The organism is Streptomyces sp. CB02009, from assembly GCF_001905825.1.
Classification (GTDB): Bacteria; Actinomycetota; Actinomycetes; order Streptomycetales; family Streptomycetaceae; genus Streptomyces.
In genome coordinates this window covers 865,326-887,975 of the sequence record NZ_LIVV01000002.1, presented here as the reverse complement: position 1 = coordinate 887,975, position 22,650 = coordinate 865,326, and the positions used below count along the sequence as shown (strand labels likewise).

Sequence of the window (22,650 nt, the reverse complement as noted above, 5' to 3'; positions counted from 1 at the left end):
GGGGATGGGATGCAGATTCATTCCCTTCGGGGAAGGGTCCGCGTGCCGGAGGCACCCGGATGACACGCGGTTCACTCGTCCGCTCTTTCGGGCTCGCGCGCTGTCGGCGCTCCTGTCAACCATCGACACATCACGACTGCGGCGCTTCGGTCACGCAGGTCGTTCCCACCCCCCCACCGAGAAGAGAAGAGGTGTGCCGGATGGCCCCCTCGGGACGCATCTCACAGTCGGCATTCGACGGCTCCAGGCTCCGGGTGATCCTCCTGCTCGACCTGTACGAAGGAGCGCAGGAGGAGTTCCTGGACGCGTACGAACTCATGCGCAAGCAGGTCGCCTCCGTTCCCGGCCACATCAGTGACCAGCTGTGCCAGTCCATCGAGAACCCCTCGCAGTGGCTGATCACCAGCGAGTGGGAGAGCGCGCCGCCGTTCCTCGCCTGGGTGAACAGCGAGGAGCACGTCGACACCGTCAAGCCCATGCACAGCTGCGTGCGGGACACCCGCTCGATGCGCTACAGCATCCTCCGGGAGACCGGGCCGTCCCAGCAGGCCTCGCCCGCCGCGGCCTCGACGGGCATGCAGGTGGCCGCCCGCGTGGGCGACGGTGTGGCCCGCCACGCCCTCACCTTCACCGTCAAGCCGGGCTCCGAGTCGAAGGTGGCGGAGATCCTGGCGGGGTACGAGTCGCCCCGGGCCCAGGTCGACGAGACCACGCGGCTGCGTCGTACCTCCCTGTTCATGCACGGCAACCGCGTCGTGCGGGCCGTGGAGGTGGAGGGCGACCTCCTCGTGGCGCTGCGGCACGTCGCACGCCAGCCCGAGGTGCGGGCGGTCGAGGAGGCCATCAACCCGTACCTGGAGCAGGACCGGGACCTGACCGACCCCGAGTCGGCCCGGGTGTTCTTCACCCGCGCGGCGCTCCCGGCCGTCCAGCACGTGGCGTCGAGCCGGCCGGCACCGGCCGAACTGCGACGGCACGCGCTGTACTACCCGGCCAAGGAAGGCTGCGGGATGGAGCTGGCCCGGCTGCTCGCCGACCAGGACCGGGACGCCGCCGACGACCCGAACAGCCCGGTGTACGGCAGCACCGTGTTCCAGCGCGACGACATCGTGGTGCGCCTCATCGACATCACGGGTGAGCTCGACCTCGACCCCGCCGCCTCGCTCGGGCTCAAGGACGCCCAGAAGGCCGGGGAGCTGGAACTCCTCCTCGACGGCCCCGCGATCGGCGTCGAGGGCTCCCTGCAGACGGAGCGCAACGTCAACCGGCTCCTGTCGCACTCCGACATGCTGCCCGTCACCGACCGCTCGGCGGACTCCTGACGGCCAGTCGCGGCTCCACCCCCGTCGCTCTCCAGCACGTCACTGCCACATCCGGAGGTAACAACCATGCTCAAGCAGCGTCCACGCATCGTGAACCTGAGCGAGACGGAACCCAACCGCAGGCGCGGAGGTGACCTGAGGGCCATGCTCACGCCGGCCACCGTGGGTTCCACCAGCGGCTTCATGGGCCTGGCCATCGTTCAACCGGGCGAGCGCATCGGCGAGCACTACCACCCGTACTCCGAGGAGTTCGTGTACGTCGTCTCGGGCGCGCTGGAGGTGGATCTGGACGGCGACACGTACGCGCTCCGGTCCGATCAGGGGCTCCTGATCCCGATCGACGTGCGGCACCGCTTCCGCAACGTGGGCGACGTGGAGGCCCGCATGGTCTTCCACCTGGGCCCGCTCGCGCCGCGGCCGAGCCTCGGCCACGTCGACACGGAGGAGACCGAAGAGGCCGAGCTCGCCGCCGCGGGCCCGCACCTGACCGTGGGCGACCCGGGTCAGGTGTCCGAGCGGAGCGGGGCCATCGAGTGACCCGCCGAGTGGCCGTCACCGGCATCGGTGTGGTCGCTCCGGGCGGCACCGGAGCGAAGGCGTTCTGGGACCTCCTCTCCGCCGGCCGTACCGCGACCCGCGGCATCACCCTGTTCGATCCGGTCGGGCTGCGCTCCCGCATAGCCGCCGAGTGCGACTTCGACCCGGCGGAGCACGGCCTCGACGAGGACCTGAGCCGCCACGCCGACCGGTACATCCAGTTCGCCGTCGTCGCCGCCGGGGAAGCCGTCCGCGACTCCGGACTCGACACGGACGCCGAGGACCCCTGGCGCGTCGCCGTCTCCCTGGGCAGCGCAGTCGGGGGCACCACCCGGCTCGAACACGACTACGTGCTGGTCAGCGAGGGCGGGCGACGGTGGGACGTGGACCACCGGGCGGCCGATCCCAAGCTGCACATGGCGTTCTCGCCGAGCACCCTCGCCTCCGTCGTGGCCGAACAGTTCGGCGCCCGGGGCCCGGTGCAGACGGTCTCCACCGGATGCACCTCCGGCCTCGACGCCGTCGGCTACGCCTTCCACACCATCCAGGAAGGCCGGGCGGACGTCTGCATCGCGGGCGCGTCGGACTCCCCGATATCCCCGATCACCATGGCCTGCTTCGACGCCATCAAGGCCACGTCGCCCGACAACGACGACCCGGAGCACGCCTCCAGGCCCTTCGACAACAACCGCAACGGTTTCGTCATGGGCGAGGGTGCGGCCGTCCTCGTCCTGGAGGACTACGAGCACGCCAGGGCCCGCGGTGCGCACATCTACTGCGAGATCGGCGGGTACGCGACCTTCGGCAACGCGTACCACATGACCGGTCTGACCGGTGAGGGCCTGGAGATGTCCCGGGCGATCGACTCCACACTCGACCAGGCCCGGCTCGACCCCACGCTGATCGACTACGTCAACGCGCACGGCTCGGGCACCCGGCAGAACGACCGGCACGAGACGGCCGCCGTGAAGCGGTCCCTGGGCGCGCACGCCTACGACACGCCCATGAGCTCCATCAAATCCATGGTGGGGCACTCGCTGGGCGCGATCGGCGCGATCGAGGTGGCTGCCTGCGTGCTCGCTCTGAAGCACCAGGTGGTACCGCCGACGGCGAACTACGAGACCCCCGACCCCGAGTGCGACCTGGACTACGTGCCGCGCACCGCCCGCCCCCGGAAGCTCAGGAACGTGCTCTCCGTGGGCAGCGGATTCGGCGGCTTCCAGTCCGCGGTGCTCCTGACGGGAACGGGCGGGAGGACACGATGAGCACTGAGCACCTGAGGCGCGCGGTCGTCACCGGCGTCGGTGTGATCGCCCCCAACGGACTGCGTGCCGACGCGTACTGGAAGTCCGTCAGGGAAGGGGTCGGCGTACTGGACCTGATCACCCGCGAGGGGTGCCAGGACCTGCCCCTGAAGGTCGCGGGCGAGGTCCGGGGCTTCGACGCCAACGCCCTGATCGAGGAGCGTTTCCTCGTCCAGACCGACCGCTTCAGCCACTACGCGATGGCGGCGGCGCAGCTCGCTCTCGACGACGCCGGCCTCTCCCGGGAGAACCCCGAGGAGCCGTTCGAGATCGGCGTGGTCACCGCGGCCGGTTCGGGCGGCGGCGAGTTCGGCCAGCGCGAGCTCCAGAAGCTCTGGGGCCAGGGATCCAAGTTCGTCGGCCCGTACCAGTCCATCGCCTGGTTCTACGCCGCGAGCACCGGCCAGATCTCCATCCGGAGCGGCTTCAAGGGTCCCTGCGGTGTGGTCGCGAGTGACGAGGCCGGCGGCCTCGACGGCATCGCCCACGCGGCCCGGGCCGTTCGGCGCGGGACCGGCGCGGTGGTCGTCGGAGCGGCGGAAGCCCCCCTCGCCCCGTACTCGATGGTGTGCCAGCTCGGATACCCGGAGCTCAGCACCGTCGAGGACCCGGATCGCGCCTACCGGCCCTTCACCGCGGGAGCCTGCGGCTTCGTCCCGGCGGAGGGCGGCGGGATGCTCGTCGTGGAGGACGAGTCCCGCGCCCGCGACCGGGGGGCGGCCGTCCGGGCCGTCGTGGCCGGCCACGGCGCGACGTTCACCGGCGCCTCCCGGTGGGAGGAGTCCCGGGAGGGACTCGCCCGCGCCATCCGGGTCGCCCTCGACGAGGCCGGGTGCGCCCCCGAGGAGGTCGACGTCGTCTTCGCCGACGCCCTGGGCGTACCGGAGGCGGACCGCGCCGAGGCGCTGGCGATCACCGACGCCCTCGGGGCGCACGGCCGCCGCGTACCCGTCACGGCGCCCAAGACGGGCATCGGCCGTGCCTACTGCGGCGCGCCCGTCCTGGACACCGCCGCCGCGGTCTTCGCGATGGAGCGCGGCGTGGTCCCTCCCACCCCCAACGTGTTCGACATCTGCCACGACCTCGATCTGGTGATGTCCCGCGCTCGCCCCGCCGAGCTGCGCACGGCCCTGGTCCTCAGCCGGGGACTCATGGGATCCAACGCGGCGCTGGTCGTGCGCCGCGGCGACGACACCGCCCGGTAGGACCGGGCGGGAAGGAGAGTACAGATGCTCACCACCACACTGACCTTCGACGAGCTCGCCGCGCTGATGAAGCAGGCGGCCGGCGTCACCGTGGACGTCCGGGACCTGGAGAAGGCGCCGGACGCGCCGTTCGCCACCCTCGGCGTCGACTCGCTCGGCCTGCTCGGCATCGTCGGTGAGCTGGAGAACCGGCACGGCGTGGCGCTGCCGACGGACGCGGAGCGCTGCAAGACGCCCGCCGAGTTCCTCGGCCTGGTCAACAGCGCCCTGAAGACGGGAGTCTGACGTTGTCCGGTCACACTGACAACAGCATCACCATCGACGCGCCGCTCGACCTCGTCTGGGACATCACCAACGACATCGAGAACTGGCCGAACCTCTTCAGCGAGTACGCCTCCCTGGAGGTGCTCTCCCGCGAGGGGAACTCCACGACCTTCCGCCTGACCATGCACCCGGACGAGTCCGGGAAGGTCTGGAGCTGGGTGTCGGAGCGCACCGTCGACCGGCCCGGGCGGACGGTCCGGGCGCGCCGCGTCGAGACCGGCCCGTTCGACCACATGGACATCCGGTGGGAGTACGAGGAGACACCGGCCGGGGTCCACATGCGCTGGGTGCAGGACTTCGCGATGAAGCCCGAGGCCCCGGTCGACGACGCCTGGATGACCGACAACATCAACCGCAACTCGCGCACGCAGATGGCCCTCATCCGGGACCGCATCGAGCAGGTCGCCCGCGACCGCCGGGGCGCCTCGGTCCTGCCGGGCTGACCGCACACGGCCCCACCGGGCCGCGCACCACCGCACTCCCTGGAAGGAAGGTCTATGCACCACGCTCTGATCGTCGCCCGCATGGCGCCCGGTTCGGCGCCGGCGATCGCCGATGTGTTCGCCGCGTCCGACCGCGGTGAACTCCCCCACCTGGTCGGCGTCACGCGTCGTCGCCTGTTCCAGTTCGGCGACGTGTACCTGCACCTCATCGAGTCGGAGCAGGACCCGGCTCCGGCCATCGCGAAACTGACCGGGCACCCCGAGTTCCGGGACGCGAGCGAGAAGCTGTCGGCGTTCGTCAGCGCGTACGACCCGGAGACGTGGCGTGGCCCCAAGGACGCCATGGCGCAGTGCTTCTACAGCTGGGAGCGGGACGCCGGTTCCTGATCTCCCGTGAGCACACCCGAGGCCGCCCGCCCCGCGATCGACGCGGAGCGGGCGGCCTCGGGTTTCCCTCGTTCGTGCCGGTCAGCCGGGGACGGTGCACTCGAAGGCGTGGAGGTACGCGTTGACCGGCCGGATCTCGCCGATCAGGAGGCCCGCGTCCGTGAGCCGGTCGACCATGCTCTGCCGGGTGTGCTTCGCACCGCCGACGTTGAGGAGCAGCAGCAGGTCCATCGCGGTCGTGAACCTCATCGACGGCGTGTCGTCCACGAGGTTCTCGATCACGACGACCCGGGCGCCGGGGCGCGCCGCCGCGCGGACGTTGGCGAGCGCCCTGCGGGTGCTGTCGTCGTCCCACTCCAGGATGTTCTTGATGATGTACACGTCCGCCTGGACCGGGATGTCCTCGCGGCAGTCGCCGGCCACGACACGGACCCGGGAGCTCAGCGCGCCGCCGTCCCGCAGGCGCGGGTCGGCGTTCCCCACGACCCCGGGGAGGTCGAGCAGCGTGCCGTGCAGGGTGGGGTGCCGCTCCAGCAGACTCGCCAGGACGTGCCCCTGACCGCCTCCGATGTCGGCGACGGAGGCGGCTCCCCGCAGGTCGAGCAGGTCGGCGACGTCCCGGGCGGACTGCTGGCTCGACGTGGTCATGGCCCGGTTGAAGACGTACGCGGACTCGGGCGCCTCCTCGTTGAGGTACGTGAAGAACTCCTTCCCGTACACGTCCTCGAAGGCGTTGCGGCCGGAGCGCACGGCCTCGTCGAGCTTCGGCCACACGTCCCAGGTCCACGGCTCGGTGCACCACAGGGCGATGTACCGCAGGCTGTGCGGGTCGTCCTCGCGCAGCAGGCGGGACATCTCCGTGTGGGCGAAGGTGCCGTCGGCGTTCTCCGTGAAGACGCCCTGGCAGGACAGTGCGCGCAGCAGGCGGCGCAGGGTCCGCGGCTCGGTCCGCACCGCGGTCGCCAGGTCCTCCACGGTCATGGGCGTGTCGTCCAGGGCGTCCGCCACACCGAGGCGGACGGCCGCGCGGACGGCGGCGGCGCGGGCCGCCCCGAACACGAGCTCCCTGAGCCGCATGGGCGGCGGAGGAGCCGGGTCGACAGTCGGGGAAACCGGATCAACAGTCGTCATCTGTCGCCTTGTCTGTGCAGTGGTGCCATGGGTGGGGAAGCGGAGCCGGCCGTCAGCACATGCCCGCGGGCTCCGAGACCCCGCAGGTGTTGCCCCGGAAGGTGTTGCCCTTGCCGGTGTCGCGGTTGGCGAGGTCGGCCGAGCCGTTGCGGAGTACGACGTTGTCGCGGATCTCGTTGCGCTCGTTGAGTGCGCCCACGAAGCTCTTGAAGAGCACGATGCCGCCCGAGAGCGGCGAGGCACCGACGTTGTCCACGATCCTGTTCTCCGCCACCAGCGTCTCCTCGGCGCCGGTGAGGACGATGCCCGAGCCCTGCAGGAAGGGCAGTCGGGGGGTCTTGGGGCAGTGCTTGCTGTTGTCGTGGATGTTGTTGCGGCGCAGGGTCATCGCCCCGGCGCGGGGGGTGGACTCGTCGCCCACCACGAACACGGCGGCGCAGTTGCCCGTCGCCTCGTTGCGTTCGACGGTGAGGTTCCGCAGGCGCCGCACGGTGACGCCGATCCTGTTGCCGGAGACGCGGTTGTGGCTGATCACCGTCCCCCGGGCGTCGACGGCGCCCGACTCCGTGTCGGTGGTGTTGGAGACGAAGAGACCGGCGTCGGCGTTGTCGCGGGCGACGTTGTGCGTCAGCACGCTGCGTACGGACCGCTCCAGGGCGATGCCCCAGTTGCCGTTCTTCTCCGCGGTGACCCGGTGGATCTTCAGCCGGTCGGTCCGCGAGGCCCACAGCCCGTTCTTGGTGAAGCCCTGGAGCTTCAGCGAGCGCACGGTGACGCCCTCCACCGGCCGGTCGGCGGTGCCGGTCACACAGACACCGTGGCCGGCCGCGGCGCAGGTGTCGCCGGCGGCGGCCTTGCCGGGCACGAGGACGGTGGGGAAGACGGTCGAGCCCCGCAGGGTCAGGTTCGACGTGGTGATGCGGACGCTCTCACGGTAGGTGCCCGGGGAGAGGACGATCGTGTCCCCGGGCTTCGCGGCGTCCACTGCTTTCTGGATCGATTCGCCGGGCTTGACCCGGTGCACCGTCAGGTGGCCGGCCGCCGGAACGGCGGCCCCCATCCCCGAGACCACGAGGGTCACGGTGCACGCCAGGTAGGCGATCTGTCGTCTGGTCATACGGCGAAGCTATGAGCGGGTCTTCGGCCACGCCACCGCTGATCGTCCAGGCGGACCTAGGCATACCTCCCTGCGGTCCACACGACGGGCGTGGCGCGCGGGTCCTGCCGGGAGATGCCGCTCCGCCGTGGATCATGGGGCGCCGCCGGGGGCGATTCTCCGGGGCGGCGGGCAGGTAAGGGGTTCGGATGCGCGTGTGGTGGCCTCTGGTGGCGATCTGTCTGGGCACCTTCATGCTCCTGCTGGACGTCACGATCGTGACCGTGGCGCTGCCCGCGATGGCGGCGGACCTCGGCACCACGCTCGCGGATCTGCAGTGGGTGGTCGACGTCTACGCCCTGGCGCTGGCGGCGCTGCTGCTCGGCGTCGGGTCCCTCGCGGACCGGATCGGCCGCAGGAAGGTGTACCTCGCCGGGTTGGTCGTCTTCACCGCCGCGTCGGTGGCGTGCGCGGTCGCCCCGGACGCGGGTGTGCTGATCGGCGCCCGGGCGGTGCAGGGACTGGGCGCAGCCGGGATGTTCGGCACGACGATCGCCCTGCTCGGCACGCACTACGAGGGGCGGCGGCGGGGGGTGGCCTTCGCCGTGTGGGGTGCCACCAACTCGGTCGCCGCGGCGGCCGGGCCGATGGTCGGCGGGCTCCTCACCCAGTACCTGGACTGGCGGTGGATCTTCTTCGTCAACCTGCCGGTCTGCCTGGTCGCCGTCGTGCTGACGCTGCGTTCGGTGCGCGAGGTCAAGGGCGCCGGGCGGCAGCGGGCGGACGTGCTCGGCGTGGTCACCTTCACGGTGGCGAGCGGGGCCCTCACGTTCGGGCTGATCCGCGCCCACTCGGACGGCTGGACGGCGCCCCTCACCCTCGGTCTGTTCGCGACGGTGGCCGTCGCCCTCGCCCTGTTCGTGGTGGTCGAGACGAGGCACGAGAACCCCGTTCTCGATCTGTCGCTGTTCCGCAGGCCGTCGTTCACCGGCATCATGGTCAGCGCTCTTTTCCTGCAGGGCGCCGCGTTCGCGTCCCTGCTGTTCGCGTCGCTGTGGATGCAGTCGGTCCTGGGGTACGAGCCCGTCGAAGCCGGTCTGTACATCCTGCCCATGTGCGCCGCGTCCTTCCTCGTCTCGGCGCTGGCGGGCCGCTTCGGCCCCTGGTCGCCCCGGGTGACCATCGGCGGAGGGCTGGCGCTCACCGCCCTGGGCTCCGCGATGCAGGCCACCCTCGACGCGGGGTCGACGGGCGGTGGCATCGTGGCGGGGCTCGTCGTCTCCGGTCTGGGGGTCGGGCTCGTGACCCCGAGTCTGGCGGCGGCGGCCCTGGGCACGGTGCCGCCGGAGCGCGGAGGCATGGTGGGCGGCGCGGTCAACACCTTCCGCCAGTTGGGCTTCGCCCTGGGGATCGCCGTGTTCGGCCTGATCTTCCAGTCGCGGATCGAGCGTGTCCTCAGGGCCGACGGCGGTGTTCCGGATCCGCACGGGACGGCCGCCGCTCTGAGCGGCGGGCAGGCCCGTTCGATCGTGGCCGGGTGGCCCGAGGGTGAGCGCGCCGAGCTGGCGCACCTGGTACGTGAGGCGTTCGCGTCCGGTCTGAACGCGGTGCTGGTCGTGGCGGCGGCGCTGGGGGCGGTGGGCTCCCTGCTGGTCGTCGCTACGGTGCGCGTCCCGGCGGGCGGAGCGGAGCGGCGGCCGGAGGCGGGCGCGAGTCCGCACGGTCAGGAGACGCGGGCGGACGCCGCCCTGTGACGGCGGCCGGCGGAACCTGAGATTCGACTGATGTTCCCCCGGATGTACGGATGTTGACGTTGCATCAGGGCCGATCATACACACGGATGTTTGGGTGCAAGTCGGTTGACCACGGCGCGGACATGGAGGTTCATTCCGGGCAGCGGACGGCTCTTGACGGTGCTGGGGCGGTGTGCGAATCTCTCGACAGGTCTGGACCAATGGTCTGCATCGGACGGGGCCGTCGATACCAGACGCCTCGGGGCATCCCGGCATGTCCTGCGGTCCCGACCAGTCACGGCCGTCGGCCGGTCCCCGGGGGGTGGACCAGGTCGCACGACGGCCGTATCCGTCACCGAACCCGGTGCCGCGGGCTGCCCTTGGCGCCCGAAGCGCCGAGTCGCGGTAGTCCGTGCCCCACGCCGGCGTCCGCGCGTTCCCCCGCGCTGCTCCTCCGCTCTGCTCCGACGTCCTAAGTGAGCCGCCGATGTCCGAAGTCCTGCCCTTGACCGACCGCATTCCGGCCTCCCCCGCTCAGCAGGGGGTCTGGCTGACCGATCGGCTGGGACTGGCCCGCGAGGCGTTCCACATGCCTGTGCGGATCTCCTTCGACCAGGTCGACACCGCGGCGCTGGTCCGCGCCGTGACCGCTGTGACCAGGCGCCATCCGGCCCTTGCCGCCCGTCTGGTGGAACGTGACGGGCAGGTCTGGCAGGAGCCCGCGGAAGACCGGCCCGTACTGGAACAGCGCGAGGCACCGCAGGACCGGGCCGATGTGGAGAAACTGCTGGAGGAGGAGGCCGCTCGCCCGTTCGCCCTGGAGACCGGACCGCTCAGCCGCTTCACGCTGTACCGCCGCGCCGACGGGAGCGCCGAGCTGCTGGTCACCGCCCACCACGCGGTCTTCGACGGCAACTCCAAGGACGTGCTGACCCGCGACCTCGCGGCCGCGTACGGATCGGCGGCCCTGAACGCGCCCACCCCGCCGGTCGGACCAGCGGCGCTCACCGCGCCGTCGGCGGATCCGGACACCGTGCGGCGGGCCGCCGAGTGGTACGGGCCGCGCTGGGCGGGCGCCACCGAGCCGGTGCTCCCCGGCACACCGCGCGGCCCCGTCTCGACCGGGGCCGGAGGTTCCGCCGGGTCCGCCGGGACCACTGGACTTGCCGGATCCGCCGGCTCCGCCGGACCCGCGAGTTCCGCCGGATCCGCGGGCTCAGGCGAAGCCGTCGAATGGCGTCTCGACGGCGCCGAGGCCGACGAGTTGGCCGCAGCGGCCGCGCTCTCCGGCACCACGGTCTTCGAGTTCCTGCTCGCGGCCCTGCACGGGCTGCTGCGCCGCTACGGCGGGGAAGCGGTGCCGGTGTCGGTCCCGCTCTCCACTCGGACTTCCGAACTCCGCGACGAGATAGGCATGTTCGTCAACGAACTGCCCGTCCACCCGCCCGCGGCGGACGCGTCGCAGACCTTCGCCGACTTCGCGGCCGCCGTCAGAGCGGAACTGCGGGCCGGATACGCGTACCGCAGCGTGCCCTTCGGCTCCGCGGTCCCCGGCCTCGGCCCCCGCGTCGGCCTGGCCCCGGTCTCGCTCGGCTACCGCCGGCGCGGAGCGGACCCGGAGTTCGGCGGCACCCGTGCCCGGGTCTCCTGGGCAGTGCACAACAGGACCGCCCGCAACACCCTCCACCTCCAGATCGTGGAAGCCCCCGAGAGACCCGGCGCCCGGAGCGGCGACCTCGACTTCAGCCTCCAGTACGACCCGTCGGTGCTCGCCCCGGACGCCGCCCGTCGTATCGCCGGCCACTACCGCACCCTGCTCGCCGGCGCGGTCGCCTCCCCCGGCTCCCGACTCCTCGACCTGCCGCTCCTGGACGCCGCCGAACTGCGGGCCGTCACCACCGCGCCGAACGCCACCGACCGGCCCTACCCGGCCGACCGGACCGTGCTCGACCTGATCCGCGCCCAGGCCGCCGCCACCCCCGACGCCATCGCGGTCAGCGCCTCGGGCCGGCACCTCACCTACCGCGAACTGATGCTTCGTACCGCACAGTTGGCCACGACACTGCGTACCGGCGGCGTCCGGCCCGGCGACCTGGTCGCCCTCCACCTGAGCCGCACCGCGGACCTGCCCGCCGCACTGCTCGCCACGCTCGCCACCGGGGCGGCGTACCTGCCGCTGGATCCCGGCTATCCGGCCGAGCGCCTCGCGCTCGTCCTGCGCGACTCCGGAGCCGTTCTGGTCCTCGCCGACCGGGAGCCCGCGCCCGCGGTCGCCGCTGCCGCCCCCGCGGTCCTGCGGCTCCCGGCACCACCGGCCGGGGACCGGGCCGACGCCGCCCCCGGAGCCGTCTCCGGCCCCCTCCCCGACGGCGCCCACGGCACCGCCCCCGGGCCGGGCGACGTGGCCTACGTCCTCTACACCTCCGGCTCCACGGGCCGCCCCAAGGGCGTCGCCGTCGGCCACCGGGCCCTGGTCAACCTGCTCACCTCCTTCGCCGACCGGCTCGACTCCGGCGCCGGACACGCCTGGCTCGGTCTGACCTCGCTCTCCTTCGACATCTCCGCGCTGGAGCTCTACCTGCCGCTGATCACCGGCGGCCGCCTGGTCCTGGCCCCGGACGGTCTCGCCGTGGACGGCCCCGGGCTGCTCGGGCTGATCCGCGGCGAAGGGGTCACCCACGTCCAGGCCACCCCGTCCGGCTGGCGGGTCATGCTCACGGCGGGGACCGGTGTCGACGCGCTCGGCACCGTCACGGGCCTGGCCGGCGGCGAGGCGCTTCCGCTGCCGCTCGCCCGCGAGCTGCGGGCGCGGACCGCCCGGCTGTTCAACGTGTACGGGCCCACCGAGACCACCATCTGGTCCACCTGCGCCGAGCTTCCCGCCGCACCCCGACGGGTCGGGATCGGCCGCCCGATCGCCAACACCCAGATCTACGTCGTCGACGAGCAGTTGCGCCCCACCCCGCTCGGCATTCCCGGAGAGCTGCTGATCGGCGGGGACGGCGTCGCCCACGGCTACCTCGGCCGCCCCGAGCTGACGAACGAACGCTTCGTGCCGAACCCGTTCGGACCGCCCGGCACCCGGCTCTACCGCACCGGGGACCAGGCCGTGTGGACGCCCGACGGCGAACTCGACTTCCTCGGCCGGATCGACGACCAGGTCAAGATCCGCGGTCACCGGATCGAACTCGGCGAGATCGAGTCCGCCCTCCTCGAACACCCGGCCCTGGCCCAGGCCGCCGTCGCCGTCCGCGCCGAGGAGGACGGCGAGCCCTTCCTGGCCGGCTACCTGGTCCCGGCCGCCGGAGCACGGCCGCCCGTCCCCGCCGAACTGCGCGACCACCTGCTGCGCACGCTGCCTGCCGCGATGGCGCCGCAGCGCTGGCTCATCCTGGAGAGCCTGCCGCTCACCCCCAACGGCAAGCTGGACCGGCGGGCCCTGCCCGTACCGCCCCGCGAGGTCCCGGCGCCGCACGCCGGTGCCGCCACCGGTACTGGTACCGGCACCGGCACCGGCACCGGCACCGGCACCGACGAGACGACCGCGACGGTCCGCCGGATCTGGGCCGAGGTGCTGGGACTCCCCGACGTCGGTCCCGAGGACGACCTGTTCGACCTCGGCGGACACTCCCTGACCGTGGTCCAGATCGCCGCCAGGATCCGGGACGCGCTCGGCGTGGAGGTCGACTTCGACGTCTTCTTCGACGTCCCGACCCCGGCCGGCATCGCCGCCGCCGTCCGCGAACTCCGCTAGCGCCTCCCCCGGTTCACCGGGTACGGCCCTCCCGGCCGTACCCGGACCCCGCCGCGTCCGCACCCCCTCGACTCCTCACCGAACGCCCGAACAGGAACCCGATGACGGATACCCAGGACCTGCCCACCGGCTGGTCCCCAGCCAAGCGCGCCCTGCTCAGCCAGCGGCTGCGCGGCGCCGCAGCCCCCGCCCGGGCCGTGGACCCCCGCCCGGCGGACACCGCACCGCCGCTCTCCAGCGGTCAGGAACGGCTCTGGTTCATGGACCAGTTCACTCCCGGCTCCACCGCCTACACGCTGGCACCGGCCCGCCGGTTCCGGGGGCGGCTGGACCGCGCCGCGCTCGACGCCGCGCTGACCGACCTGGTGGCCCGGCACGAGAGCCTGCGGATGACCTTCCACACCACCGAGGCCGGCACCGCCGAGGTCGAGGTCGCCGAGCCGGCGCCGTTCGCCGCCCGGTACCTGGACGCCCGCGCGGATCCGGACCCCGAGGCGCGTGCCGCCGCCGCACTCGGCGAGGTGATCGCGGAACCCTTCGACCTCCGAACCGGCCCGCTCTTGCGCGCCCTGGTCGTCCGCATCGCGGCCGACGACCACGTCCTCGCCCTGGTGATGCACCACATCATCAGCGACGGCTGGTCGATCGACCTCCTCAACCGCGAGCTGGACGTCCGGTACGCCCACCACGCGGACGGCCTGCCAGGTGAACTTCCGCCACTTGAGGTGCAGTTCGGCGACTACGCGGCATGGCAGCGGGACCGTCTGGAGAACGGGCAGCTCGCCGCCTCGCGTGCGTACTGGCGCACCGAACTCGACGGCGTCCCGGCCCTGGAGCTGCCTTCCGACCGGCCCCGGCCGCCGCTGCTCACCTTCGACGGGGCCGCGACCGAGTTCCGCTGGAGCGCCGAGCTCGCCCACCGGATCAACGAGGTGGCGCGGGCCTACGGCGCCTCCACGTACATGGTGCTGATGGCCTCGTTCCAGGCCCTGCTCGGCCGGCACAGCGGCCGGCGCGACTTCGCCGTCGGATCCGCCGTCGCCGGCCGTCTCCACCGTGAACTCGAGAACGTGGTGGGGGCGTTCGTCAACATGCTGCCGATCCGAGCCCGGCTCTCCGCCGACCTCGAGTTCGGACAGCTGATCAGCCGGGTCCGCGAGACCACGCTCGACGCGTACGCGCACCAGGAGGTCCCCTTCGAGCAGATGGTCAGCGATCTCGCGGTGGAACGCGACGTCAGCCGCGCCGCCGTCTTCCAGACCACCTTCGCCTTCCAGAACTACGGCGACCGGGCCGCCGTCCCGGCCGCCGGGCCCGCCGGCCTGGACTCCGAGGGCTTCGGCTACGAGGCCACCACCACCCACGCCGACCTCGCCCTCTACATGCGCGAGGAGTCGGACGGCGGCCTCTACGGCCTGTTCACCTATCGCACCGACCTCTTCGACGCCGGCACCGTCGAGCGCATCGCCGAACGGTTCGAGCTGCTCACCGCGGCCGCCGTCGCCGATCCCGGGCTGCCGGTCGACCTGATACCGATGCTCGGCGAGGCCGAGCGGACGGCGGTGCTCGAGACCTGGGCCGCCGGTCCCCCGCTGCCGGACGGCGGCCCGGCCACGCTCACCGAGGCACTGGCCCGGACGGCGGCCCGGACACCGGATAGGCCGGCGCTGGTCTTCGAGGACCGCACGCTGACCTACGGCGACCTCGACCGCCGCGCCGACTCCCTGGCCCGGCGCCTCCGGGCGCTGGGCGTGGCCCCGGACGACCGGGTGGCGGTCTGCCTGGAGCAGTCCCCCGAACTGGCGGTCGCCCTGGTCGCCGTCCTCAAGGCCGGTGGCGGCTACCTGCCGCTCGACCCCGAGCAGCCCCCCGCACGCCTCGCCCACCTGGTCGGCGACTCCGGCGCCAAGGTCCTCGTCACCGACACCGCGCTGCGGGCGCGGTTCGGCGACCACCCGGCGATCGACCTCCTGACCGACGACGGCACCGGCGACGGCACCGATAGCGGCACCGATGCGGCGGAGGCGAGGCAGGAGGACGAGGCTCCCCTGGCGGAGGTCTCCGGCGCCGACCACCTGGCGTACGTGATCTACACGTCCGGGTCCACCGGCACGCCCAAGGGCGTCGCGGTGCAGCACCGCCAGTTCCTCAACTACCTCACGGGCGTGGGCGAGCGGCTGCGGATCGAGCCCGGGGCCTCCTTCGGGCTGCTGCAGTCGCTCTCCTTCGACTTCAGCATGACCATGCTCTACCTGGCGCTCACGACCGGCGGCCGGGTGCACCTGCTGCCGAGGCGGATCGCGGGCGTGGAGCTGGCCGCGGAGATCGAACGGGCCGGCATCGACTACCTGAAGATGACGCCCTCCCACCTCGCTGCCCTGACCGCCGACGCACCCCTCGCGCGACTGCTGCCGCGCCGTGCGCTGGTGCTCGGCGGGGAGGCGAGCAGCCGGTCCTGGGCGGCGGGCATCGCGGCGCTGGGCCGGTGCGCGGTGTTCAACCACTACGGGCCGACCGAGGCGACGGTGGGGATCACCGTCCACGAAGTCACCGCCGAAGGCCTGGACGTACCGGGCAGCACCCCGATCGGCACCCCGCTGGCCGGTGCGCGCTGCTACGTGCTCGACGAGGCCCGCAACCCCGTTCCGCCGGGTGTCACCGGTGAGCTGTACCTGGGCGGGGACCGGCTGGCCCGCGGCTACCTCGGGCGGCCGGACCTGACGGCCGAGCGGTTCCTGCCCGATCCGTACGCCGGCCCGGCGGGCGGGACACCGCACGGGGCCGACCCCGCGGGCACGGAGCCGTACGGGGCCGAAGCGTCCGGCACCGGCCGGGACGCCCCGGGAGCCGACGGCCCCCGGATGTACCGTACGGGCGACCTGGCGCGCTGGCGGAACGACGGGACACTGGACTACCTCGGCCGCGGCGACGACCAGATCAAGGTCCGCGGCTACCGGGTCGAGCCCGGCGAGATCGAGGCCGCGCTCACCGCGCTGCCAGGCATCACCCAGGCGGTGGTCCTGGCCCGGGGCGAGGGCGTCAGGCAGAACCTCGTCGCGTACCTGGAGCGGCCCGCCGGCGGCGAGCCGCCGGCCACCGCCGAACTGCGGGCCACCCTGGCCGAGGTCCTGCCGGACTACATGGTCCCGGCCCGCTACGTGGTCCTCGAACGGCTGCCGCTGCTCGCCCACGGCAAGGTCGACCGGAAGGCGCTGCCCGCGCCCGTGGACGGGCCGCCGGCCGGCGCCGGGGTCGACCCCGAGGGCGCGACCGAGGAGGTGATCGCCGCGATGTGGGCGGAGCTGCTCGATCTCCCCCGGGTCGGCGCGCTGGACGACTTCTTCGAGCTCGGCGGCCACTCCCTGCTCGCCACCCAGGTGGTCGCCCGGATGCGGCGGGCCTTCCCCGAACTCGCCACCCCGGTCGGCGTGATGGACCTCTTCACGTACCCGACCGTCCGTCGGCTGGCCGCACTGGTCTCCGCCCCCGAGGGCGAACGCGGGCCGCGCCGGCTGCTGCACCTGCTCACCCCCGAGCGCCGCGAGGTGGCCGCCAGCGTGGTCTGCGCCCCGTACGGCGGCGGCAGCGCACTGATCTACAAGCCGCTCGCCGACGCCATGCCCGCGGACTGGGCGCTGCACTCCATCGCCGTGCCCGGCCACGAGCTGGGCGAGGAGGCGATGGACATCGACGAGGTCGCCCGGCTCTGCGCGGAGGAGATCGTCGCGAACGTGGCGGGGCCGCTGGTCCTCTACGGGCACTGCGGGGTCGGTGTCCGGCTGACCGTGGAGATCGCCCGCCGGGTGGAGGCAGCCGGCCGCGAGATCGACGCCGTCCACCTCGGAGGCATCTTCCCGTTCGCCCGTCCGAAGGGCCGCGGCGCCGCCCTGGCCGAGCGTTTCGCCGAGCTGTCCGCCCGGCTGCGCAGCGACCAGGGCATGATCAACGCGCTGGCCGCCGCGGGGCTCGACGTGGACGAGGTCGACGAGGAGCAGCTGCGGCTGATCGTGCGCAACCGCCGGGTCGGCACCCAGGGTGCCGAGCGCTACTTCGGCGAGCTGTACGAGAGCGAGGGCGGCACGATCACGGCTCCGGTGATCGCCGTCTGCGGCGACCGCGATCCGGCGACCGAGTTCTACGAGGAGCGGTTCCGCGAGTGGCACCGGATCACCGGCACCGCCGCCGTGGTGGTCCTGGACGAGGCCGGGCACTTCTTCCTCAAGTACCGCGCCGAGGAGCTGGCCGACATCCTGACGGGGGTGCACCGCTCGATCGCCGCCGGCGAGGAGGCGCGGCACGAACGCACCGAGGACGCCACCTGGTGGCTGGCCGGCCTGTCCCACGGCGTCGCCGGGAAGGAACCCGACCTGGGCCCGGAGACCGGGCAGCCCGGGGCGGGGAGCCGCTCCGGGACGCCCGGGGCATCCGGGACTCCTCGGGCATCTGGGACGCCCGGTGCGCAGGAGAAGCCCGGTGCGCGGGAAAGCTCCCGCAAGGACCGCGCACGCCGTCCCGTCCGCCCGACCATGGGCCGCTTCCTGACCATCGCCACCGGCCAGCAGCTCTCCATGATCGGCTCGGCCCTCACCGAGTTCGCGCTGCCGATCTGGGTCTACCTGCAGTCCGGCTCGCTGTTCCACCTCGGTCTGCTCGCCGCCTTCGGCCTGGTGCCGGGCATCGTGGTCGCTCCGCTGGCCGGCGCCATCGTCGACCGCGGAGACCGGCGCAAGGTGATGCTCTGGGGCGACGTCGCGGCCGGCCTCACCCAGGCGGCCCTGCTCGTGCTCCACCTCACCGGCACGCTGGAGATCTGGCACGCCTACGTGACGATCTCCCTGCTCTCCGCCGCGCTCGCCTTCCAGCGCGTCGCCTGGGGCTCGGCGGTGCCGCAGCTGGTCCCCAAGCGCTACCTCGGCCGCGCCAACGGCGTGGTCCAGATGGCGCTCGGCCTGGCCCAGTTCCTCGTTCCGCTGATCGCGGTCGGCATCCTGCACCTGATCGGCCTCGGCGGCATCCTGGTCTTCGACGTCGTCAGCTATCTGATCGCCACCGGCGTCACCCTGCTGGTGCGCTTCCCCGACGCGATGGCCGCCACCCGCCGCGAGAGCGTCGGCGCCGAGATCAGGGCGGGCTTCCGACGGGCACTGGGAAGCCGCTCCTTCAGGGCCATGCTGTTCTGGTTCGCGGTGCTGAACATCTTCCTCTCCCCGCTCTTCCTGCTCGTCACCCCGCTGGTGCTGTCCTTCTCCACGACCGCCGCGGCGGGCTGGGTCTCCACCGCGGCCGGCCTCGGCGCGGTCCTCGGCGGCCTCACCCTGCTCGTCTGGGGCGGCCCGCGCCGGATGCGCCTGCGCGGCGTCCTGTTCGCCACCCTCGGGCTCGCCGCCGCCTGCGCCGTGACCGGGCTGCGGCCCTCGGTGGCCGTGGTCGCCGTCGGCGCGTTCGGCATGACGTACGGGCTCGCGCTGCTCAACGGGATCTACGCGACGGTCGTCCAGACCAAGGTGCCGATGCGCTTCCACGGCCGCGTGATCGCGGTGAACACCATGGTCGCCTGGTCCACCCTCCCCCTCGGCTTCGCCCTGGTCGCCCCGGCGGGCCCCGGGCTGCTCCAGCCCCTGATGGACGAGGGCGGCGCGCTGGCCTCCAGCGTCGGCGCGCTGATCGGCACCGGCGACGGGCGCGGGATCGGCCTGCTCTACCTCGTGTTCGGCCTCGCCATGGCCGTTCTGGTGCTCGTCAGCTTCTGCATCCCCGTCCTGGCCCGCTTCGACCTGGAAGTCCCGGACGCCGAGTCCGACGATCTGATCGGCCTGGAGACCCTGCGGGCCCGCGCGCGGAGCGCCGGCCCCGAGTCCCCGCAGGCCCGCGTGGAAAGCAAGAGGAACGCATGACCTCCCCGACCCCGGTCGCCCGCCATCCGCTGACAGACGAGCAGCGCCGCCTCTGGTTCCTCCAGCAACTGAACCCGCAGGACGCCGGGTTCAACATGTACCTGAACCGGCGCTGGTCCGGCCCGATCGACCCGCGGGCGCTGAGCACGGCACTCACCCGGCTCACCGCCCGGCACCGCGTGCTGCGCACCCGGTTCGCCCTGGACGGCGACCAGCCCGTTCAACTCGTCGAGCCGGTACGGGACATCGAGATCGTCCGGGTCGCGGTGGCGGACCCCGCGGAGGAGTCCTTCACCGCGGCCTGCGCCCCCTTCGTCAACGCGCCCTTCGACCTGGGCGAGCGTCCGCCGCTGCGGGTCGTGCTCGTCAGCGCCGGCGAGCACGAGCACGCGCTGAGCGTGGTGGTCCACCACATCGTCTCCGACGGCTGGTCGTTCACCGTGCTGTGGCGTGAACTCCTCGCGCTGTACCGCGAGGAGATCGGCGAGGGACCCGCCGGACTCCCGGAGCTCAAGCTCCAGTTCGGGGACTTCGCGGTCGCCGAGCGGACCCGGCTCGACGGCGGCGCGGCCGAGGAGGCGGTCCGGTACTGGAGCGGACGCCTGTCCGGTGTCGGCACCCTGCGGATGCCGCTGGACCACCCCAGACCCGCCGAGCCGGCCCATCCCGCCGGCTTCGCCGAACTCGCCCTGGGGCCCGACCTGGTCGCCGGTCTCGACGCCCTGGCCCGTGAGCAGCGCTGCACCGCGTTCATGGTGCTGCTCGCCGCCTACCAGTGCGTGCTGGCCCGCTGGACCGGCACCCACGACTTCGCCGTCGGCACCCCTCTGGCCGGCCGGAACGAGACCGCCCACGAGGCCCTGCTCGGCTACTTCTCGCGCACCGGGGTGATCCGGGCGGATCTCACCGGTGAACCGGACTTCCGCACCGTGCTGCGCCGGGTGCGCTCCGCCACGATGGCCGCGCTGTCCCATCAGGACGTCCCGGTCGAGCGGGTGGCCGCCGACCTCGGGCTGCCCGTGCTGCCCGGCGTCGGCCCGCTCTACCAGGCGGTGTTCGTCCATCAGAGCCAGTACGAGCTGGCCGGTGCCGACGAGCGGTCCGGACTGCCGTCGGGCGTCCGGACGGCGAGCATGGACTCCGGTTTCGATCGGGCCAAGACCGATCTGCTGCTGGACAGTTGGCGCACTCCGGACGGCGGGATGACGCTCTCGTTCTGCTTCGACCGGGAGCTCTTCGAGCGCGCCACGGTCGAGGGCCTGGCCCGCCGGGTCCGCGACCTGCTCGACCGAGCCGTCGTGGACGTGGAGGTCCCGCTGCACGGCGACTGGCTGGTGCCCGGTGAGGAGCGCGCCGCGCTGCTCGCCCTCGGCTCCGGAGCCGCCGTCACCGAGGACGCCCGGCCGATCCTGCGCGGTTTCGCCGAGCAGGTCGCCGCCCGCCCCGACGCTCCCGCGCTGGAATGCGCGGGGAAGGTCCTCACGTACGGGGAACTCGACCGCGCTTCCGACGCGTTGGCCCGGCGGCTGGGTCCCGAAGTGGGCGGCCGTACGGTGGGCGTCCGCATCGCCCCCTCCTTCGCACTGGTCACCGCCCTGCTGGCAGTCTGGAAGGCCGGCGCCGGCTACCTGCCGCTCGACCCCGCGCACCCGGCCGAGCGCCAACGGCTGATGCTCGGTGAGGCGGACGCCGCTCTGGTGCTCATCGGGGGCGGCCGTACGGAGCCGGGGCTCCAGGACCCGGGTGTCCCGGACTCGGATGTCTCAGACGCGGGTCCCGGGGAGTGGGGTGTCCCCGAGCTGAGCGTCCCGGAGCCGGTCGGGGCCGAGCGGGGCGCCCCGGGATCGGGCGTCGCCGAGCCGGGTGCCCCGGGATCGGGCGTCGCCGAGCCAGGTGTCACGGGGTCGGGCGTCGCCGAGCCAGGTGTCACGGGATCGGGCCTCATCGAGCAGGGTGCCCCGGCGCCGGCCCTCGCCGGTCCGGGCTCCGGGGCCGGTCCGGACTCCGGAACCGGACCGGCAGGAGCCGTCGGCGTCGAGTCCGGGAGTACGGGGACCGCGGAGGCCGCGACGCCGCCCGGGACCGCGCCGAACGGGCTCGCCTACGTCCTCTACACCTCGGGCTCCACCGGCGTCCCCAAGGGCGTCGCCGTCGAGCACGCGGCTCTGGCCGAGCGCGTCCGGTGGATGGCAGGACCGGACGGCTACGGGCTCGGGCCGGGCGACCGGATCGTCCAGTTCGCCTCCATCGGGTTCGACACCCACGCCGAGGAGATCTGGCCCGCCCTGACCGCGGGCGCCTGCGTCGTCCTGCTGCCCGGCGGCGGCCGCACCCTGCCCGACCTGCTGCGCGGCGAGGAGGGGCGGTCGGTCACCGTACTCGACCTGCCGACCGCGTACTGGCAGGAACTGGTCGCGCTCGGAGACCAGGCGCCCTGGCCGCCGGCGCTGCGCCTGGTGATCCTCGGCGGCTCCGAGGCTCGGGCCGTGACCCTCGCCCAGTGGCGGGAGCGGCACGGCGACACCGTGCGGCTGGTCAACACCTACGGCCCGACCGAGGCCGCCGTCATCGTGACCGCGGGCGACCTCGGCGGCAGCCCCGTCGACGGACCCGCCGCCGAGCGGCGCCCGCCGCTCGGCCGTCCGCTGCCGGGTGTGCGGCTCTACGTCCTGGACGAGCGCGGCGGACTGCTGCCCGCCGGTTCCGAGGGCGAGCTGAACATCGGCGGCCGCGGTCTGGCGCGCGGCTACCTGGCCCGGCCCGAACTGACGGCGGACGCCTTCCTGCCGGATCCGTTCGACACCGCGCCGGGCGCCCGGATGTACCGCACCGGGGACCGCGTGCGGTGGCGGGCCGACGGGCAGCTGGAGTTCCTGGGCCGCGGCGACGACCAGGTGAAGGTCCGCGGGTACCGGATCGAGCCCGCCGAGATCGAGGCCGCCCTCTCCGCCCACCCGGCTGTCGGCCGTGCGGCCGTGCTGGTCCGCGACGGCCGCAGGCTGATCGCCTACGCCGTCCCGCGCCCGGCCACCGTGGCAGGGGTCGCGGCCGTACCGGAGGCGGGCGAACTCCGTGAGCACCTGGCGCTGCGCCTGCCCGCGTACATGGTGCCGGACACCGTCGTCGTGCTCGACACCCTCCCGCTCACCGTCAACGGCAAGCTCGACGCCGCGGCCCTGCCCGACCCGGAGCCGGCGGGCACGGCCGACGGGTATCTGGCGCCCCGCACCGAGGCGGAGGCGCTGGTGGTCGGCCTCTGGCAGGAGGTGCTCGGCGTGCCGAAGGTGGGCGTACACGACGACTTCCTCGCCCTCGGCGGGGACTCCCTCCTGGTCACCCGGGTCGCCGCCCGCATACGGGCCGACGTCGGCCTCGACATGTCGATCCGCGATGTCTTCGAGAGCCCCACGCCGGCAGCCCTGGCGGCCCGGGTGGAGGCGCTCCTGATCGCCGAGATCGACGCCCTCAGCGAGGAGGAGGCCGCCGGTCGGCTGGACTGACCGCCGACGCCGGCGGACGG

General features: G+C 73.2%; 13 protein-coding genes. 11 read left to right on the top strand and 2 right to left on the bottom strand.

Going from position 1 to position 22,650, the window contains the following annotated elements; translation table 11 throughout:
* Window positions 1-200 precede the first annotated feature (200 nt).
* From AMK27_RS11055 to AMK27_RS11025, 7 genes are all read left to right on the top strand, one after another.
* Window positions 201-1,322 (top strand): SchA/CurD-like domain-containing protein, encoded by a 1,122-nt coding sequence (locus AMK27_RS11055; RefSeq protein ID WP_073905109.1) that lies wholly within the window; start codon window positions 201-203, stop codon window positions 1,320-1,322.
* Window positions 1,323-1,388: 66 nt separating this feature from the next.
* A complete protein-coding gene (locus tag AMK27_RS11050; RefSeq protein ID WP_073905107.1) occupies window positions 1,389-1,859 on the top strand; it encodes a cupin domain-containing protein in 471 nt (156 codons plus the stop codon).
* Window positions 1,856-3,124, top strand: a complete 1,269-nt coding sequence (locus AMK27_RS11045; protein WP_073905106.1) for a beta-ketoacyl-[acyl-carrier-protein] synthase family protein — start codon at window positions 1,856-1,858, stop codon at window positions 3,122-3,124. The genes AMK27_RS11050 and AMK27_RS11045 overlap by 4 nt, the downstream gene beginning before the upstream one ends.
* Complete coding sequence (locus AMK27_RS11040) at window positions 3,121-4,368, top strand: ketosynthase chain-length factor (protein ID WP_073905104.1); 1,248 nt, start codon at window positions 3,121-3,123, stop codon at window positions 4,366-4,368. The genes AMK27_RS11045 and AMK27_RS11040 overlap by 4 nt, the downstream gene beginning before the upstream one ends.
* A 24-nt stretch (window positions 4,369-4,392) precedes the next feature.
* A complete protein-coding gene (locus tag AMK27_RS11035) occupies window positions 4,393-4,653 on the top strand; it encodes an acyl carrier protein (protein ID WP_073905103.1) in 261 nt (86 codons plus the stop codon).
* Between the two features lie 2 nt (window positions 4,654-4,655).
* On the top strand, window positions 4,656-5,135 hold the full coding sequence (locus AMK27_RS11030) for an SRPBCC family protein (protein WP_073905101.1): 480 nt from the start codon (window positions 4,656-4,658) through the stop codon (window positions 5,133-5,135).
* Window positions 5,136-5,189: 54 nt separating this feature from the next.
* Window positions 5,190-5,522: a TcmI family type II polyketide cyclase gene (locus tag AMK27_RS11025; protein ID WP_073905086.1), complete on the top strand. Its 333-nt coding sequence runs from the start codon at window positions 5,190-5,192 to the stop codon at window positions 5,520-5,522.
* A gap of 81 nt (window positions 5,523-5,603) precedes the next feature.
* Here the strand turns inward: AMK27_RS11025 and AMK27_RS11020 are convergent, their stop codons facing one another.
* Both AMK27_RS11020 and AMK27_RS11015 read right to left on the bottom strand, forming a co-directional pair.
* The gene (locus tag AMK27_RS11020; protein WP_073905085.1) at window positions 5,604-6,653 is read right to left on the bottom strand and encodes a methyltransferase; all 1,050 of its coding nucleotides are present in this window, start codon (window positions 6,651-6,653) and stop codon (window positions 5,604-5,606) included.
* A 52-nt stretch (window positions 6,654-6,705) separates the two neighbouring features.
* Entirely contained in the window at window positions 6,706-7,770 is a 1,065-nt protein-coding gene (locus AMK27_RS11015) for a right-handed parallel beta-helix repeat-containing protein (protein ID WP_073905083.1), read from the bottom strand.
* Between the two features lie 209 nt (window positions 7,771-7,979).
* On the opposite strand from AMK27_RS11015, the gene AMK27_RS11010 reads away from it, so the two are divergent.
* From AMK27_RS11010 to AMK27_RS10995, 4 genes are all read left to right on the top strand, one after another.
* Window positions 7,980-9,503 (top strand): MFS transporter, encoded by a 1,524-nt coding sequence (locus tag AMK27_RS11010; RefSeq protein ID WP_241847416.1) that lies wholly within the window; start codon window positions 7,980-7,982, stop codon window positions 9,501-9,503.
* A 466-nt stretch (window positions 9,504-9,969) separates the two neighbouring features.
* Complete coding sequence (locus AMK27_RS11005) at window positions 9,970-13,236, top strand: non-ribosomal peptide synthetase (protein ID WP_073905080.1); 3,267 nt, start codon at window positions 9,970-9,972, stop codon at window positions 13,234-13,236.
* A gap of 101 nt (window positions 13,237-13,337) precedes the next feature.
* Window positions 13,338-19,130, top strand: coding sequence for a non-ribosomal peptide synthetase/MFS transporter (locus AMK27_RS11000; protein WP_073905079.1), 5,793 nt, complete (start codon window positions 13,338-13,340; stop codon window positions 19,128-19,130).
* Complete coding sequence (locus AMK27_RS10995; RefSeq protein ID WP_073905077.1) at window positions 19,127-22,630, top strand: non-ribosomal peptide synthetase; 3,504 nt, start codon at window positions 19,127-19,129, stop codon at window positions 22,628-22,630. The genes AMK27_RS11000 and AMK27_RS10995 overlap by 4 nt, the downstream gene beginning before the upstream one ends.
* Window positions 22,631-22,650 lie beyond the last annotated feature (20 nt).